Here is a 15,974-nt window from a genome sequence, read left to right as displayed (position 1 = left end):
CTCAGTCGCCGTCGGAGAACGAGAAGCCGGCGGCAAGTCCGATGCCGCCACCGAGATCGTTGTTGAGCCGGAGGATCAGGTCGCGGCTGTTGAGCAGCAGGAAGTCGAGCTTGGCGATCTGGGCCGGATCCTCGAAGACCTTCGCCACATCCGGCTTGATATCGCCCGAGACACGCGACAGCGAGCGGGCGACGAAGTCCGTCGAGGAGACGACCGAGCGATTGCCATCGGCCAGGAGCTCGACCATGCCCGAGGTGTCGAGCAGCGCGCGTACAGCTTCGATATTGGCAGTAATCGACCGGAAGGTATTGCCCGAGCGCCAGTAGATCGCCTGGCGCGGGAGGGCCTTATTCGGGTCGCCCTTGTAGAATTGCTCGATGCGCTGGTCGCGGATCGTCTCGGCCGCATGCACGAGCACGCCGAGCAGTTCCTTGGCGGCCTCCGCCTCGTCGCGGTAGAGCGGATTGTCGGGTCCCGGTGCCTTCCAGGCGGCAGCGACGCCATCGGGCGTATCCCAGGCGGCGGAGAGTTCCGAGCCGAGGCGCTGCAGGTTGGCAGCGATCGCCGTGCCATACTGGCAGCGGTAATTGCCTTCGGTGGCCGTCAGCGTTTCCGAACCGGTTCCGAAGAGCACGAATTCCAGCGCGCCCAGCCCCTGCATGGCAACGCTCTTACCCTTTAGTGTCTCAACCGAGGTGACGCTCGCGTCTGGCTTGGCGAGGGCTGCCTGAACCTGCTTCAGCCCGGTGCCCTTGCGATCGGGGAAGAACAGGATTCGCTCGAAGCGGTTGTCGTCGAGAACAGGGCCGACGCGCACGATCTCGATCCGCGACCAGGCTTCGACGAGATCGCCGAAGGTCGACTGCGCATTCAAGAGGCTCTCGGTCGAAGGCGCCTCGCACAGCATGGCCATGGATTCCTCCATGGTCGCAGCCTCTTCGGTGAAATGGCGGTAGCCGGGACGGATGAAACCGTCAACGGCTCGGGCCATCACGGCCGGCACCTTGGCTGCGTCAAGCACGCCGACGGTCGAGTTCGATTCCTGCGCCAGGGCGGGCAAGGGCAGCAACATCGTGGAGAGAAGGGCAAGGCGCGTGAAAAACCGCATCAGAGAGACTCCAGAAACGTGATCAGGGCCTTGCGGTCCTCAAGGTTGGCGGCGGCAAAGGCATCGCGGGCGGCTTCTGCCTCCCCGCCATGCCAGAGAATGGCCTCGGTCAGATTTCGCGCCCGGCCGTCATGCAGGAAGAAGCTGTGGCCGCTGACCACCTGCGTCAGACCGATACCCCAGAGCGGTGGCGTGCGCCACTCCCGCCCGGTGGCATCGCCCACGGCCTGGCCATCGGCCAAGCCTTCGCCCATGTCATGCAGCAGGAAATCGGAATAGGGCCAGATCAGCTGAAAGGCCTGCGCCTTGTTCTCCGCCTTGCGGCTGGTGACGAATTTCGGATGGTGGCAGGCGATGCAGCCGCTGGCGTAGAAGATCTCCTTGCCGCGAAGGACTTGTGCATCGTCCACGTTGCGCCGCTTCGGTAGGGCCAGGTTCTTCGCGTAGAAGGTCACGAGATCGAGCACCGGATCAGGTCCTTCGGTATCGCCCAGTCGGGGCTGAACGCCGGTGGCGGCTTCGAAACACGTGGTCTGCTTTTCGGTGCAATCGCCGAAGTGCCTGGGATCGTCAGGCGTCGAAATGCCGATGTCGCCGGCAAAGGCGCTGGCGCTCTGATCGCGCACCGAGGCATTCTGCGCCTTCCAGCCGAAACGGCCGAGCTTGATCTCACCCGTGCGGTGATCGCGGGCGCGGGTCGCGCGTCCGGATATGCCGTCACCATCGAGGTCGTCGGGATCGGCCAGCGCCCGGATGTCTTCCTCCGGGATCGCTTCGATCAGGCCGAGCCCGATCATTGGATTGGCGATGCGTGGCGACAGCACCGTGCCCGGATCGAGTGGCCCGTAATTCAGATCGCTGACGGAATAGCTCGGGCGACGTAGCATCACCGTCTCGCCGCCTGATAGGGTTACCGGCTCTTCGGTATAGGTGATCACCATGCGCCCTTCGGCTGCCATGCCGGGGATCGCCTGGTCCTGAAGCTGGCCGCCATAGACGGGGTCGGGCAGCGAGGCGATGTCGATCCGGTCGAGCCTTGCCTGTTCCTCTGCCGTGGCGGCCGGCCGCGCCAGGCGGAAAAACATCGAGGTATGGTCGCGGTCGCCCTCCGGCGGGTGGCCGCGCCCGTCCTTCAGGTGACAACTCTGACAGGCCCGCGCATTGAACAGGGGGCCGAGACCGTCGGACGCTTGAGTGGAGGAGGGGGAGGAGACCCAGAGCTTGCGGAAAAGCGCATTGCCGAGCTTGAACTCCTGCTCCTCGGCAAAGGTGATATTGGCGGAAAAATCGGAGAAGGAGTCCGCGCTCACGCCGCGTGGAGACGTGCCGGCCCCGCCTTGCATCAGTTCGAAACTTTCGGCTTTGCTGAAGTCGCCAGTCGGACGGGTCACGGCGATGACGCGGGACTTGTCCTTCGGCGTCAGATCGGTTCGCCCGGCAGCCTCTCCGGCGGCAACGGGCGAGGTCGTGAGGCCCGTCGTCAAAAGCATGCCGAGGCCGGCGAGGATGGCCTTGCGAGTTCTCATGATGGGATCGGGCCGCTCCCTTGAAAGGGGCGGCCCGCCTTTGCTGCTTACTGGAAGACCGCGCCAGGATTATCAAGGCTGTCGGAGCCTTCAAGCTCGATCGTGCCGAGATCGAGCGACGCAATGACGCGCTGGATGGTCTGGGTCTGATCGATCAGGCCGTCGATGGCGGCCTGCACGGTGGCATTGCCCTCGGCATTGCCTTCGCCAATCATCTGGTCATAGGCTTCCTTGGTCTGAGCGCGCTCGGCCATGGCATTCATGGCATTGAGCGTCTTCTCAAGCTTGCCCTTCATCTCCGCATCGAGTGCGGCATCCTTGGCGGCAACCAGCTCCGAGAGCGACGGGCCGGTGAGCTTGGTGCCGTCGACGCGGGTGTATTCGCCGGTATAGGCAGAGGCGATGCCGATGGCGTCGTTCAGATGCGAGGCATGCGTATTGTCGGAGAAGCAGTCATGCTCTTCTTCCGGATCATGCAGCAGTACGCCGAGCTTCATGCGCTCGCCGGCGAGTTCGCCGTAGGAGAGCGAACCCATGCCGGTAAGGATCGCGGAGATGCCCTTCTGCTCGTCTGCGAGAACAGCCTTCGTCGCTTCGCCCTCGGGCGCCCAGGCAGCGACCATCTCTTCCAGGTCCTGGACCAGCAGCGTGGAAGCGGCCTTGAGGTAGGCGGCGCGGCGGTCGCAATTGCCATTGGTGCAATTGGCCGTGTCATAGTCGGTAAAGGAGCGGTTGCCAGCACCCGGACCGGTGCCGTTCAGGTCCTGGCCCCAGAGCAGGAATTCGATGGCATGATAGCCGGTTGCGACATTGGCTTCGACTTCGCCGGCTTCATGCAGCGTCTCGGCAAGAAACTCCGGCGTGATCTGGGAGGCATCGACCTCTTCGCCGTTGATCTTGACCTTCGGGCTGGCGATGACGTTGGCTACGTAAAGCGCGTTGCCGTCGCTTTCGGTGCCGTAAGCAGCATCGACGTAATCGATCAGGCCTTCATCCAGCGGCCAAGCATTCACCTTGCCCTCCCAATCATCGACGATCGAGTTGCCGAAGCGATAGACCTCGGTCTGCTGATAGGGCACGCGGGCGGCGATCCAGGCCGCGCGCGCAGCTTTCAGCGTTTCGTCGCTGGGCTTGGCAATCAGCGCGTCGATGGCGGCGTCGAGTGCCTTGGCGGTCGAAAGCGCATCCTGGAACTTGGCTTCAGCCAGCGCGCTATAGTGGGTCAGCACGTCCTTGGGTGCCGGCGCGGCGAGCGCCGGACCAGCGAAGATGGCAGCCGATGTGACCAGCAGCGCGATCGATGCGCCGATGACGGATTTCCGGATCATGGTGTCTCCCTGCGGCGCCGATGGCGCCTCGTATTGAACGGACGGCCATGTCTTCGCGCAAAAAGAAACTGGTGTCAAACAGTCGACTATAAGAAACAACCGCTGGACTTGACGATGGTCAAATCAGGTCGGGCGACGGCGCATGCGACAGAAGAAGAAGCCATCGGTGTCCATGCTGGCGGGGCTTAGCGTGACCGTCTTGCCATCCGCAGAGCGCGGCTTAGGGGCGGCGGCGCCGAAGAGACGCGTCCAGTCCTCAACCACGGACACGATCTCGAAGCTCGGATTGGCCTCACAGAAGGCCTGAACCTGGCGGTCATTTTCTTCCGGCAGCACCGAACAGGTGACATAGAGCAGCGAGCCATTCGGCTTGACGAAGGTCGAGGCCTCGGTGAGCGCCTCCTGCTGCTGCGCCACGCGTTCCTGCAGGTTCCGGTCGGTCAGGCGCCACTTGGTGTCGGGACGACGACGCCATGTGCCGGTACCGGTGCAGGGCGCATCGACCAGCACCTGGTCGCAGCGTTCCTTAAGGCTTGAAAGCCCCTTGGTGCTGTCATGGACCTGGACATTATGAGTGCCGGCGCGCTTCAACCGCTCGATGATCGGCGCCAGCCGCTTGCGGTCGGCGTCATAGGCGTGAACCTGGCCCTTGTTGTTCATGGCAGCCGCCATGGCGAGCGTCTTGCCGCCACCACCGGCGCAGAAGTCGAGCACCTGGTCGCCTTCGCGCGGCGTCACGAGATCGGCAACGATCTGCGAACCCTCGTCCTGCACTTCGAACCAGCCCTTCTGGAAGCTGAGTTCGGCCGTGACGTTCGGCAGCCGCGACGGACCTTCGCCGGCCGGCACGCGCATGCCGAAGCGCGCGATCGGCGAGGCCTGGGCACCGGAACGATCGAGCGCCTTCAAGACCTTGTCGCGATTGGCCTTCAGCGTGTTGACGCGCAGATCAAGCGTCGGGCGCGTGGCCAGCGCCTGTGCCTCGGCGAGCCAGTCGTCCCCGAAGGCCTGCTCGAAGGATGGCTGCACCCAGTCGGGAATGTCGGCCTGGACATGCAAGGGGGCGTCGGCGAGATCGCGGCTCGAAAAGGCCTGGATCTGGCTTTCGGTCAGGGCCGTGGGCGCAAAATTGTCGCCTTCGAAATCGGCCTGCAGAGCCTCAAGGCTCATGCCCCATTGGCGCAAGAGAACGGCCCAGCCGAGCGAACCGGCACTGTCGTCATCCATCAGCCAGGCATGGGAGAGCTTCATGCGCAGTGCGTCGTAGACAATGTTGCCGATAGCCGCACGATCGCCGGAGCCGGCAAAGCGATGCGAAAGGCCCCAATCCTTGAGGGCATCGGCAACGGGACGGCGACGGGTCTCGATATCGCTCAAGACTTCGATCGCACCGGCAAGACGGCCGCCCAGACGCATGGTTATTCTCCTCTGAAAGAAGAGAGCGTGGTAGCGGCGATCACGGGCAAGAGCAAGCGCCTAAAGCCCGACTGATCGATCGCCGCTCCCGGAGGTGGGGGCACTTAGCCCAGGATTTCGTAGCAGACCTTGGCGTGGCCAGAGCGGATCATGCCGATGTTCTGTGCCGCAGCCTTGGAGAGATCGAGCACACGGCCACGGATGAAGGGGCCACGATCATTGATGCGAACGACGACGCTCTTGCCGCTTCGTGCATTGGTGACCTTTACCTTCGTGCCAAAGGGCAGGCTCTTGTGGGCTGCCGTCAGCTTGGCCGGGTTCATACGTTCGCCGGAAGCGGTCTTCGAATGCAGGGCGTACCAGGAGGCGCCACCGCAGGAAGACTTCGCATTTGCACTGTGAGGCGCGAAAGCACAGAGTGCAGCAATAGTTGCAGCGGCGAAAATAGAGCGTCGGTTGATCGTCAAGTTTTACGTCCCTAGTCGTTGACACGAGCGGTTTTTTGCGTGGCATCGGCTAGGCAGGGTCAAAAATGGCAAAAACGTGCCCATGTTCGATCACGAAACGTTACATAATGTAACATTCGTGATGAGCGTGAGTTGGATCTTTACCTTAACGAAATATGAATTTTACGGAAAAATCGTTTGATTCCATGACTCTTCGCGGAATTAAAAACTCACGATTCCACCGTTTGCGCCATTCACGGAATCGCTGAAGAAAAATTTTGCTCATCCGCCATATTTGCTGCCTAAATTGTGGTGCGGACGGGGCCAGACGCTCTTCTGCGTAGGCTTTCTGGCGCTCTGAGCGCAAAGTTTGACCCCGTGAAACGCGGTTTTAGCCCCTTTGGTTCCATGTGTCGGAGCCAAGTAGATCGGCCAGGGACATCATGTAATTCGGGTACTGGAAGTTGAATCCGAGCGACTTGATCTTGGCGTTCGAAACCCGCTTGTTCTCGCCGTAAAAGGAGCGTGCCATGGGGGTCAGCTCTGCCGTCTCGAACGGCTGTTCGGCGGGTGCATCCATCTCCATCAGCCGGGCAGCTTCGGTCACCACGTCCTGCGGCGGGGAGGGCATGTCGTCGGTGACATTGAAGATCCCGCCGGTCTTCGGGCCGGCGAGAAAGGCGGTCGCCGATGCGATATCCTCGACGCGGATACGGTTGAACACCTGGTCCTTTTTCACGAGCCGGCGGGCAGTCCCGTTGGCCAGGTTCATGAAGGTGTTGCGACCGGGGCCATAAATGCCGGAGAGCCGCAGGATCGAAAGCGGCAGTCCGGCACGCGCCGCCACCACCTGCCAGGCCTGCTCGGCATCGACGCGTTCTACCGAGCGCACCGAGACGGGCTTGAGCTCGCTCTCTTCGTTGACCCAGGCGCCCTGATGATCGCCATAGACCCCGACGGTGGAGAGATAGACGATCCATTCGAGCTTCGGCATCAAAGCCTTGATGCCCGGCTGTCCGCAGAGGCGGATCAGCGGATCGCCTTCGCTGCCGGGGGCGATAGACTGAACGAGATGCGTGGTCTCCAAGAGCTCGGCGCGAAGTGGCTCCGACAGGCTCGCACCGTCGAAGACGAAGGGTCGGATGCCCATCTCCTCGAGCGCCTTGCCCTTCTCGACACTCCGTGTGGTCCCAGCGACCGAGGCGCCCTCGCTGCCGAGAAGCTTGCCGATGGCCTTGCCCGAATATCCCGCTCCGAAAATCATCAAACGCATGCGTCAGCTCCCCGTCATCCATTCCTGTCGGACTGTCTCGTCCGTTTCTTGTCCCAGATGCCCCATCCGGAGCCTCTGGAAACCCTCGTCGGTCAAAAGCCGCGACAGCGCCCAGACCGCCATGCCGCGCACATCCGCCGAGATATCCTCGAGCAGCGCTTCGCAGGCGGGCGCCAGATCGGCAGAGCCGGAATTGCCGGCTGCAATCAGCACATTGCGCACGAAGCGATCCCGCCCGATCCGTTTGACCGGCGAGCCGCTGAAATAGGTGCGGAAAGTGGGATCGTCCAGCGTCAGGAAGAAGGCGATATCAGGCGCCTTCAGGTCGTCGCGCGCGACGAGCTTCATCTCGCGGGCGGCCGCGGCAAACTTGTTCCAGGGACAGGCCGCCAGACAGTCGTCGCAGCCATAGATGCGATTGCCGAAGGCCGGACGAAGCGCCCTGTCGATCGGCCCCTTGTGCTCGATCGTGAGGTAGGAAATGCAGCGCCGCGCATCGATCTGGTAAGGCGCGGGGAAGGCGTCTGTCGGGCAAGCGTCGAGACAGGCCCTGCAAGAGCCGCAATGGTCGCGCTCGGCTTCGTCGATTTCGAGTTCCGCCGTGGTGAACAGGCTGCCGAGAAAGAGCCAGGAGCCGAAGTCGCGGCTGACGAGATTGGTGTGCTTGCCCTGCCAGCCGAGGCCGGCTGACGCCGCGAGCGGCTTTTCCATCACGGGTGCCGTGTCGACGAAGACCTTGACGTCTGCGCCTGCGCGAGCGGCAAAGCGTGTCGCCACCTCCTTGAGGCGCCCCTTGATGACGTCGTGATAATCGCGGTTGCGAGCATAGACGGAGATGGCCGCCTTCTCCGGCTTCGCCTGCAGCAGGCGCGGATCCTCGTCCGGGCCATAATTCATGCCGAACATCACGATGGAGCGCACCTCGGACCACAGCACGCGTGGATCGGCGCGGCGCTCCCTGGTCTCTTCCATCCAGGCCATGGTGCCGTGACGGCCGGCTTCAAGAAAGCTGTCGAGCCGGGCTGGTGCTTCGGGAATGGCATCCGGCAGCGTGATGCGACAGAGATCGAAGCCTTGAGCTTCCGCCTCCTGGCGCAGAAACCGCGTGAGATCTGCCCGCCGCTTCCGGATCTTGGGATCGATCTGCGGCTCGTCCATGACAGTAACCGTCAGAAGTCGAGGTCGGCGTAGTGCGACACCGGCGTGATGCCGCGCACGCGCTCGGTGAGCAGCGGACGGAAGGACGGCCGCGACTTGATCCGCTGATACCACTCCTTGGCAACCGGGAATTCGTTCCAGTCGATCTCGCCAAGATAGTCGAGCACGGAAACGGCGGCGGCGGCCGAAAGATCCGCATAGCTCAAACGCTCACCGGCGATCCACTGGCGCGAGCCCGACAGCCAGGTGAGGTACTTCATGTGATGGCGGATATTGGACCGCGCCGTGCGCAGCACCTTAGAATCCGGCGCACCGCCACCGAGGCCGTTCGGAATGATCAGCTTGTGCACGCGTTCGCGCACGAGAGGCTTCGTCACGTCCTGCTCCATCTTCTGCAGGAACCATTCCGTCAGCCGGCGGATCTCGGCGCGCTGGAACGGATCTTCCGCAAAGAGCCGCCGGTCGCGCTTCAAGACGCCATGCGTCTCGTCGATGAATTCGGAAATGATGATCGGACCGCAAAGAGCCCGCATATTGTCGTCGACATAGACGGGCAGCGTGCCGGCCGGGTTGAAGGCGAGGAACTCCTTGCGCTTCTCCCAGGTCTGTTCTTCCACCAGATCCGTCTGGAAGCCGTATTCGGACAGAACCAGGCGAATGAAACGGGACGCGGTGGACATCGTGTGATGATACAGGGTCGGCATCGGAACTCGGATTCTCGGAATTTTCAGTGGCCGCAGCGCAGGCTGTCGAAGCGGCTGGTCATCAGCGCGGCTTCCAAGCTATAGGGTTTCGGCTCCCGCAATACAAGCAAATCACTTTGCCTTCCCCTAGAAGGAGACCTCATGGAAGATCAATCGATTATCAGCGCGCTGGTCCTTGGCCTGATTGAAGGCCTGACCGAGTTCGTGCCGGTATCCTCCACCGCTCATGTCCTGCTGGCCGGGCATTTCCTCGGCTTTGAATCGCCCGGCAACACCTTTGCGGTCCTTATCCAGCTGGGCGCGATCCTGGCGATCCTGAGCGTCTACTTCGCCAAGCTCTTAGGCATCGCGCTGTCGCTGCCGACAAGTGCTGAGAGCCGCCGCTTTGTCGGTGCTGTCCTTCTGGGTTTCCTGCCCGCTGCCGTGATCGGTGTCATCGCGCATGATTTCATCAAGACCGTGCTCTTCGAGACACCGATGCTCATCTGCATCGTACTGATCCTGGGCGGCTTCGTCCTGCTCTGGATCGACCGTCTGCCGCTGAAGCCCCGATATCACGACGTTACCGAATATCCGCTGTCGCTGGCGCTCAAGATCGGCTTTTGCCAGTGTGTGGCGATGATCCCCGGCACCTCACGTTCGGGCGCCACGATTGTCGGCGCGCTGCTTCTCGGCGCCGACAAGCGCTCGGCGGCGGAGTTTTCCTTCTTCCTCGCCATGCCGACCATGCTCGGCGCTTTCACGCTCGATCTCTACAAGAACCGGAATGCGCTGACGGTCGACGACACCATGATCATCGGGATCGGCTTCGTGGCCGCTTTTGTGTCGGCGCTCTTCGTGGTGCGGGGGCTTTTGAATTTCGTCTCGAAACGGGGCTATGCGCCCTTCGCCTGGTGGCGGATTGCCGTCGGCACAGCCGGTATCGTTGGACTTCTCGTCTTCGGCTGAAGTCGAAACGTTCACGACAAGCAAAAAGGCCGTCCAATTGGGCGGCCTTTTGATTTTGTCGGATCAGTTGGTCGACGGGATGGATGCCGTCGAGCAGGGGTCGATGCCATAGGCAGGCGAGCAATTGTCCTTGCGGGCCGCAACCGTGGTCGGCGCGACGAAGGAGCCAGCGATGATAACCAGCGCCGCACATGCGAAGAACAGTGCGATGGACTTGCCCATGAAATGCCTCTTGAGACTGTCTGAAATAAGGGGCCGGCAACCGCTGCCGGCCGGCCGTTGGGGGCCAGTCTTTACGCATTGCCACGATCGCCATCAATAGGCGAACTTGCTTTATCCTGAGTTAACGCAGGTCTTTGTTTAGCTGCGTCTTTTGTGCAACGCTGGTGCAGGTTGCAGCCGATCGGAAGCGCCGGAAAAGGCGGCTCACGCCGCCTTGCCGGATCCCGTATACTGGCCATGCACGCGGTACTGCACGAGGTAGGTCGGCAGGATTGCCGCCATCGTTACCGGCTGGATGCCGAGACCTTCGAGCGTGCGCCCTTCCGCCTTGGCCGCGGCGGAAACGACATTGTCCTTCTTCAGGAGCTTGACCTGGTCGCTGGTGAGCGGCGGCGTGATCAGCGGCACGGCAGAGGCGATGCTGCCCATGAGCGAGGCGATACCGAAGGGCAGCGTGACGAGGGCGCGCTTGCGACCGATGATCTCGAGCATCATCTCGAGACACTGCTTGAAGGTTGCAACGTCACGGCCACCGAGTTCGTAGATCTTGCCGCGTGCGATGGAGCCATCAACGGCGCGTGCCACGACTTCGGCGACATCTTCTACATAGACCGGCTGGAACTTCGTCTTGCCACCGCCAACCAGCGGGAGCGCCGGCGCGATGCGGGCCATGGCAGCGAACTTGTTGAAGAAGCCGTCCTCAGGGCCGAAAACGATCGAAGGACGCAGGATGGTGGCGTCAGGCAGGATCGACTGCACGGATGCTTCTGCGCGACCCTTGGTGGCAGCGTAAACCGAGTCCGACTTGGCGTCGGCGCCGATCGCCGAGATATGCGTCAGCGTTGCGCCAACCGAGCGGGCGGCCTCCGCGACAGCACGGGCGCCAAAATCCTGCACGGCATCAAAGCCGTTGCGACCGCTTTCGAACAGGATGCCGACGCAGTTCACGACATGGTCTGCGCCCTGGACGGCGGCATCGACCGACGAGCGGTAGCGCAGGTTGGCCTGAACGAAGGAGATCTGGCCGACATTGCCGAGCGGTTGCAGGAAGCCGGCGAGATCAGGGCGACGAACGGCAACGCGAATGCGATAGCCCCGCTTGGCGAGCGTGCGCACCACATGCCGACCGACGAAGCCCGAGCCCCCGAAAACGGTGACGAGCGGCGGAAGGTTGGACAAGGTCATGGACGGCTCCCCTGAACTGTATGGACGCATACGATATGCGCGATCTGGCCTCTCTTAGCCGAATCGTCTGACCGGGGAAAGGCCCGTCAAAGCCGCACCCTGGGGAGATTCCGCTGTCGGCAAGGAAGGGCTCAGATGCCTTCGACAACCACGATCTCGCCATCCGCCACTTCCTGGCGAATCTTGGCGGCAATCTGGTATTCCTGCGAGTTGTAGCAATCCACGGCAGCCTGGTGCGATGGGAATTCGACCACCACGTTGCGCGCCCGCCCATCACCCTCAAGCAGGGTATAGGCACCGCCGCGTGCGAGGAATTTAGCGCCATATGTCTCGAAGGCCGGCTTTGCGGCGGCGACATAATCCTTGTAGCGCTCCGCATCGCGGATATCGACGCGTGCGATCCAGTATCCCTTGGCCATGGTCTCTCCTCCCATATCGGCTGTGCTTAATGCTGCTTGAGCAACGCTTCGTCCATCTCGGCGAGGATCGCAAGCGCAGCTGCCTTCGGATCTTCGGCCTTGACGATCGGTCGCGCCACGACGAGATGGCTGGAGCCGGCCGCAATCGCGTCCGATGGCGTCATGACACGCTTCTGGTCGCCCTTGTCGGCACCGGCCGGCCGGATGCCTGGGGTGACGATCGCCATTTTCGGCCCGACGATGCCACGCACCGCAGATGCTTCTTCGGCCGAGCAGACGATCCCGCCCATGCCGGCGGCACGCGCCTGTTCAGCGCGCCGTAGTACAAGAGTGTGTGGATCGTATTCGTAGCCCGCATCTGTCAGATCCTGCTCGTCCATCGACGTGAGCACGGTGACGCCGAGCAGGCAGAGGCCGGAGCCTTCGGCCGCCTTCACGGCGGCTGCCATGGCCTTCGGATAAGCATGCAGCGTCAGCATGGTCATGCCCATGCGCGCTATATTCTCGACCGCAGACGCCACCGTGTTGTCGATGTCGAGCAGCTTCATGTCGAGGAAGACTTGCTTGCCCTCTCTCGCGAGATCGCGAGCGAATTCCAGGCCGCCGGCAAAGGCCAGCTGGTAGCCGATTTTGTAGAAGGAAATGCTGTCGCCGAGCGTCGAGACGACGCGCTCCGCTTCCTGGACTGTCGGAACATCCAGTCCGACGATGAGACGGTGACGTGCGCTCAAGACAAAGACTCCTGCCAGATCTCCATGCCTCGTCCACTCGCATGCCGCGCGCGGAATCGCAAGCATGACGGGGGCAGGGGGATCGACGATCCCCCGTTCTCCGCAAAAGTGGCCGATCAGGCCTTGCGGTAGATCCAGAGCTGGGCCGGAGGGATGTTGCGCACGACGAAATCGAAATGCTGGATGTGGTAGCGGTCCGGCTTGGCGATGATCGGCGAGACAGGTCCATAGGTGATCTGGACCACAGGGCGCCCTTCTGGGATGCGCGACAGCAGGTCTTCAAGCAGTTGGATACGGGCTTCCATCGGGAAGCTCAGCATAGGTACTGCGGAGATGACGCAGTCGAAGGTCTGGTCGGCAAAGCCGCCGAGGATATTCTTGAGGTCGAAGGCGTCGCCGTGGATGAAGTTGACGCCGGCATAGTCCTCGACGAGGCGCCGGTAGAAGTCTTCCGAATACTCAACGGAAACGATCTTTTCGGCGGGAACGCCGCGCGCCAGGATCTGCTTGGTGATGACGCCCGTGCCGGGCCCAAGCTCGAGGACCGGCAGGTCAGACTTCACATCGATGACGCTTGCCATGCGCTTGGCGGTCACGGAAGACGTGGGAACGATGGCGCCGACGGTCTTGGGACCCTGCATCATGCCCTTGAAGAAACGGATCTCCTCGTCGAATTTCTTTTCGAACCGTTCCTTCAGTCGAATGGCCATGATCGTCCCTCTTCTTTTTGCTGCTCGATTGCTGCGAGCCGATTGCGACAATTTTGGGCCAGTTTGTCGCAAACGCAAGAGAGAATGACGCTGGCGGGCAAAATGCCCGCCAGAAACCTTGAAGCGTTAAACGCGCATCGGCATCAGGACATAGAGCGCGTCGGCGCCGGCCGTGTCGCGAATGAGCGTCGGGGAGCCGGCGTCCGCCAGCAGGAAGATCGCATCCTCGCCCGAAAGCTGGGCAGTGATGTCGAGGAGATATTTGGCGTTGAAGCCGATCTCCATCGCGTCGCTTTCATAGCCGACGGCGACTTCTTCGGTAGCGCTGCCGGAATCCGGATTGTTGACCGTCAGCATCAGTTGGCCGTCGGCCAGCGCGAGCTTTACGGCCCGGCCACGCTCAGACGAGATGGTCGAGACGCGGTCGACGGCGCGCGCGAAGGTCTGGCAGTCGACGCGCATTTCCTTGTCGTTCGCCTGCGGAATGACGCGCTGGTAATCGGGGAAGGTGCCGTCGATCAGCTTAGAGGTCAGTACGACCGAGCCGATGGAAAGGCGGATCTTGGAATCGGAGATCTCGATGCCGATGATCAGTTCCGGATTGTCGATCAGCTTCTGCAGTTCGCCGACCGTCTTGCGCGGAATGATGATGCCCGGCATGCCTTCCGAGCCCGAGGGCGCATCGACATCGGCGCGCGCCAGACGGTGACCGTCGGTCGCGACCGCGCGCAGCTTCAGCGCGCCCGAGGCTTCGATCGTGTGCAGGAAGATGCCGTTGAGATAGTAGCGGGTCTCTTCGGTGGAGATCGCAAACTGCGTGCGATCGATCAGCATCTTGAAGTCCGCGGCCTTCATCTTGAAGGAATGGGTGAAGGTGCCGGCCGTCAGGTCCGGGAAGTCCGATTGCGGCAGGCACTGAAGCGAGAACTTCGAGCGACCGGAAGCTACCGTCATCGTGCCGCCATCCGGATTGGTGGCGAGCAGAACCTCGGAACCGTCAGGCAGCTTGCGCACGATTTCATAGAGCAGGTGGGCGGGAACGGTCGTTGCACCGGCCTGCTCGACCATGGCAGCCGTGCTTTCGGTGATCTCGAGGTCGAGGTCCGTCGCCTTCATGTCCAGTGCCGCGCCTTCGGCCTTGAGCAGCACGTTCGACAGGATCGGGATCGTGTTGCGACGCTCGACCACGCGGTGCACGTGGTTCAGAGACTTGAGGAGATTGGACCGTTCAAGAGTTATACGCATGGGATGCTACCGCTTTCGACGTGTCGTCTTCCGGAGTTCCGGATCGGAAAAAGGGGCCGGGCAGTCCCCGGGCCGGACGATGTGGACGGGCAAAATGGCAGTAAAAGAGCGGGAAAAGCAAGAGGCTCCAAGGTTTTCCACGCCAGTCCCACGCTAAGGTTATCGGAATGGTTTATGGCGGCGGCACCCTTGCCGCGAGCATGGGGGTGGAGGATAAAGGCCACATGACAACTGAAGACAAAAATGCGCCGGTCGCGGCCACTTCGAAGCGCTATCGGCTCAACGACACGCTGATCGCTGCACGGCCGCTTGAGCCTGCGCTCTATCTGGTGGCTACGCCGATCGGCAATCTCGGCGACATCACCATCCGCGCGCTGGAAACGCTGGCTGGTGCCGATGTGCTCGCCTGTGAGGACACGCGCGTCACCCGCGTCCTTCTCGACCGCTACGGCATTGAGAACCGCCCCTACGCCTATCACGAATACAATGCAGACGAGGCAGGTGCCCGGCTGCTCGCTGCGCTCGAAGCCGGAAAGTCCGTGGCGCTTGTCTCGGATGCCGGAACCCCGCTCGTCTCCGACCCCGGCTATCGCCTCGGCCAGGTTGCCATCGAGGCCGGCCACCGCGTCGTACCGATCCCCGGCGCCTCTGCTCCGCTCGCAGCCCTGGTCGGCTCGGGCTTGCCGAACGACGCTTTCCTCTTTGCCGGCTTCCTGCCGACCAAGGACAAGGCGAAGCGCGACCGGCTGCGCGAGCTCGCCAAGGTGCCGGCAACGCTCATCTTCTTCGAGTCCCCGCACCGTATCGGCGATACGCTGGTCGCAGCAGCCGAGGAACTCGGCAGTGATCGACCGGCCTCCGTCTGCCGGGAGCTGACAAAGACTTTCGAGGAATTCCGCCGCGGCCCGCTCGGTGATCTCGCCGCCGATTATGCCGACAAGACGGTGAAGGGCGAGATCGTCCTCGTCATCGGCCCGCCGGCGCCCGATGCTGCCCCTGACGCCGCCGACGTCGACAGTCTGCTCGCCGAACTCTCGGCGACCATGCCGACGGCGAAGGCCGCGACCGAGGCTGCAAAGCTGACAGGCCTGCCGCGCAAGGACCTCTACCAGCGCCTTCTGGAACTCAAGGGGGCCGCATGACGCCCAAGGGCGCGGATCGAAAACGCATCCGCGCCGAGAGGCTGGGCCGCTGGTCGGAATACCGGGCGGCGCTCGCGCTTCTTCTCAAAGGCTACCGGATCGTGGCTCTCCGCTACAAGACGAAAGCAGGCGAAGTGGATATCATCGCCCGCCGCGGCGACCTCGTCATTTTCGTCGAAGTGAAAGCCCGAAAAGACCTGCGCGCCGGTGTCGATGCCGTCGGCTACGCAGCCGAGCGGCGCATCGCGAATGCCGCAGATCATTGGCTTCGCAGGCAATCTGATGCAACACGGCTGTCACTTCGCCATGATATCATCGTGGTGCGGCCCTGGCGCTGGCCAACCCATTTCGAGAGTGCATTTTAGCTTCGTTTCACTTTCGACCTGGCAAGAGTGAAACCTTCGTTTTGTGAC

At 62.4% G+C, this 15,974-nt stretch carries 17 protein-coding genes; 3 read left to right on the top strand and 14 right to left on the bottom strand.

Annotation, left to right across the window (positions count from 1 at the left end; genetic code table 11):
* Position 1: 1 nt before the first annotated feature.
* The 8 genes from AC02Y0_RS17145 to AC02Y0_RS17110 all read right to left on the bottom strand — a co-directional run bounded on the left by AC02Y0_RS17145 (position 2) and on the right by AC02Y0_RS17110 (position 8,959).
* On the bottom strand, positions 2-1,108 hold the full coding sequence (locus tag AC02Y0_RS17145) for an imelysin family protein (RefSeq protein ID WP_476380057.1): 1,107 nt from the start codon (positions 1,106-1,108) through the stop codon (positions 2-4).
* A complete protein-coding gene (locus AC02Y0_RS17140) occupies positions 1,108-2,634 on the bottom strand; it encodes a di-heme oxidoreductase family protein (protein WP_476380056.1) in 1,527 nt (508 codons plus the stop codon). The genes AC02Y0_RS17145 and AC02Y0_RS17140 overlap by 1 nt, the downstream gene beginning before the upstream one ends.
* A 47-nt stretch (positions 2,635-2,681) precedes the next feature.
* The gene (locus AC02Y0_RS17135; protein ID WP_476380055.1) at positions 2,682-3,962 is read right to left on the bottom strand and encodes an imelysin family protein; all 1,281 of its coding nucleotides are present in this window, start codon (positions 3,960-3,962) and stop codon (positions 2,682-2,684) included.
* Between the two features lie 123 nt (positions 3,963-4,085).
* Entirely contained in the window at positions 4,086-5,378 is a 1,293-nt protein-coding gene (locus tag AC02Y0_RS17130) for an RsmB/NOP family class I SAM-dependent RNA methyltransferase (RefSeq protein ID WP_476380054.1), read from the bottom strand.
* A gap of 104 nt (positions 5,379-5,482) precedes the next feature.
* Complete coding sequence (locus tag AC02Y0_RS17125) at positions 5,483-5,845, bottom strand: septal ring lytic transglycosylase RlpA family protein (RefSeq protein ID WP_476380053.1); 363 nt, start codon at positions 5,843-5,845, stop codon at positions 5,483-5,485.
* A gap of 370 nt (positions 5,846-6,215) precedes the next feature.
* Positions 6,216-7,097, bottom strand: coding sequence for an SDR family oxidoreductase (locus AC02Y0_RS17120; protein WP_476380052.1), 882 nt, complete (start codon positions 7,095-7,097; stop codon positions 6,216-6,218).
* Between the two features lie 3 nt (positions 7,098-7,100).
* Positions 7,101-8,255, bottom strand: coding sequence for a tRNA epoxyqueuosine(34) reductase QueG (gene queG / locus AC02Y0_RS17115; RefSeq protein WP_476380051.1), 1,155 nt, complete (start codon positions 8,253-8,255; stop codon positions 7,101-7,103).
* Between the two features lie 11 nt (positions 8,256-8,266).
* On the bottom strand, positions 8,267-8,959 hold the full coding sequence (locus tag AC02Y0_RS17110; RefSeq protein ID WP_102020714.1) for a glutathione S-transferase family protein: 693 nt from the start codon (positions 8,957-8,959) through the stop codon (positions 8,267-8,269).
* A 141-nt stretch (positions 8,960-9,100) separates the two neighbouring features.
* Here AC02Y0_RS17110 and AC02Y0_RS17105 point away from each other — a divergent pair, with 141 nt between their 5' ends.
* On the top strand, positions 9,101-9,907 hold the full coding sequence (locus tag AC02Y0_RS17105) for an undecaprenyl-diphosphate phosphatase (protein WP_476380050.1): 807 nt from the start codon (positions 9,101-9,103) through the stop codon (positions 9,905-9,907).
* 63 nt (positions 9,908-9,970) lie between these two features.
* On the opposite strand, the gene AC02Y0_RS17100 is transcribed toward AC02Y0_RS17105, so the two are convergent.
* From AC02Y0_RS17100 to dnaN, 6 genes are all read right to left on the bottom strand, one after another.
* Positions 9,971-10,129 (bottom strand): hypothetical protein, encoded by a 159-nt coding sequence (locus AC02Y0_RS17100; protein WP_167494938.1) that lies wholly within the window; start codon positions 10,127-10,129, stop codon positions 9,971-9,973.
* Between the two features lie 204 nt (positions 10,130-10,333).
* Complete coding sequence (locus tag AC02Y0_RS17095) at positions 10,334-11,314, bottom strand: complex I NDUFA9 subunit family protein (RefSeq protein WP_476380049.1); 981 nt, start codon at positions 11,312-11,314, stop codon at positions 10,334-10,336.
* Positions 11,315-11,445: 131 nt separating this feature from the next.
* A complete protein-coding gene (locus AC02Y0_RS17090; protein ID WP_476380048.1) occupies positions 11,446-11,733 on the bottom strand; it encodes a DUF1330 domain-containing protein in 288 nt (95 codons plus the stop codon).
* 26 nt (positions 11,734-11,759) lie between these two features.
* Positions 11,760-12,464, bottom strand: a complete 705-nt coding sequence (pyrF, locus tag AC02Y0_RS17085) for an orotidine-5'-phosphate decarboxylase (RefSeq protein ID WP_476380047.1) — start codon at positions 12,462-12,464, stop codon at positions 11,760-11,762.
* A 116-nt stretch (positions 12,465-12,580) separates the two neighbouring features.
* Positions 12,581-13,174: a phospholipid N-methyltransferase PmtA gene (gene pmtA / locus AC02Y0_RS17080; RefSeq protein WP_476380046.1), complete on the bottom strand. Its 594-nt coding sequence runs from the start codon at positions 13,172-13,174 to the stop codon at positions 12,581-12,583.
* Positions 13,175-13,300: 126 nt separating this feature from the next.
* Positions 13,301-14,419 (bottom strand): DNA polymerase III subunit beta, encoded by a 1,119-nt coding sequence (dnaN, locus tag AC02Y0_RS17075; protein WP_476380045.1) that lies wholly within the window; start codon positions 14,417-14,419, stop codon positions 13,301-13,303.
* 224 nt (positions 14,420-14,643) lie between these two features.
* On the opposite strand from dnaN, the gene rsmI reads away from it, so the two are divergent.
* Positions 14,644-15,561 carry a 16S rRNA (cytidine(1402)-2'-O)-methyltransferase gene (gene rsmI, locus AC02Y0_RS17070; RefSeq protein ID WP_476380044.1) on the top strand — a complete coding sequence of 306 codons (918 nt, stop codon included), beginning with the start codon at positions 14,644-14,646 and terminating at the stop codon, positions 15,559-15,561.
* Positions 15,558-15,926 carry a YraN family protein gene (locus AC02Y0_RS17065; protein WP_444558542.1) on the top strand — a complete coding sequence of 123 codons (369 nt, stop codon included), beginning with the start codon at positions 15,558-15,560 and terminating at the stop codon, positions 15,924-15,926. The genes rsmI and AC02Y0_RS17065 overlap by 4 nt, the downstream gene beginning before the upstream one ends.
* Positions 15,927-15,974 lie beyond the last annotated feature (48 nt).

The sequence above is a fragment of the Allorhizobium sp. nf9_anc genome, assembly GCF_056323085.1.
The sequence above is the reverse complement of the archived record's forward strand: the minus strand, read 5'-3'. Positions and strand labels throughout refer to the sequence as shown.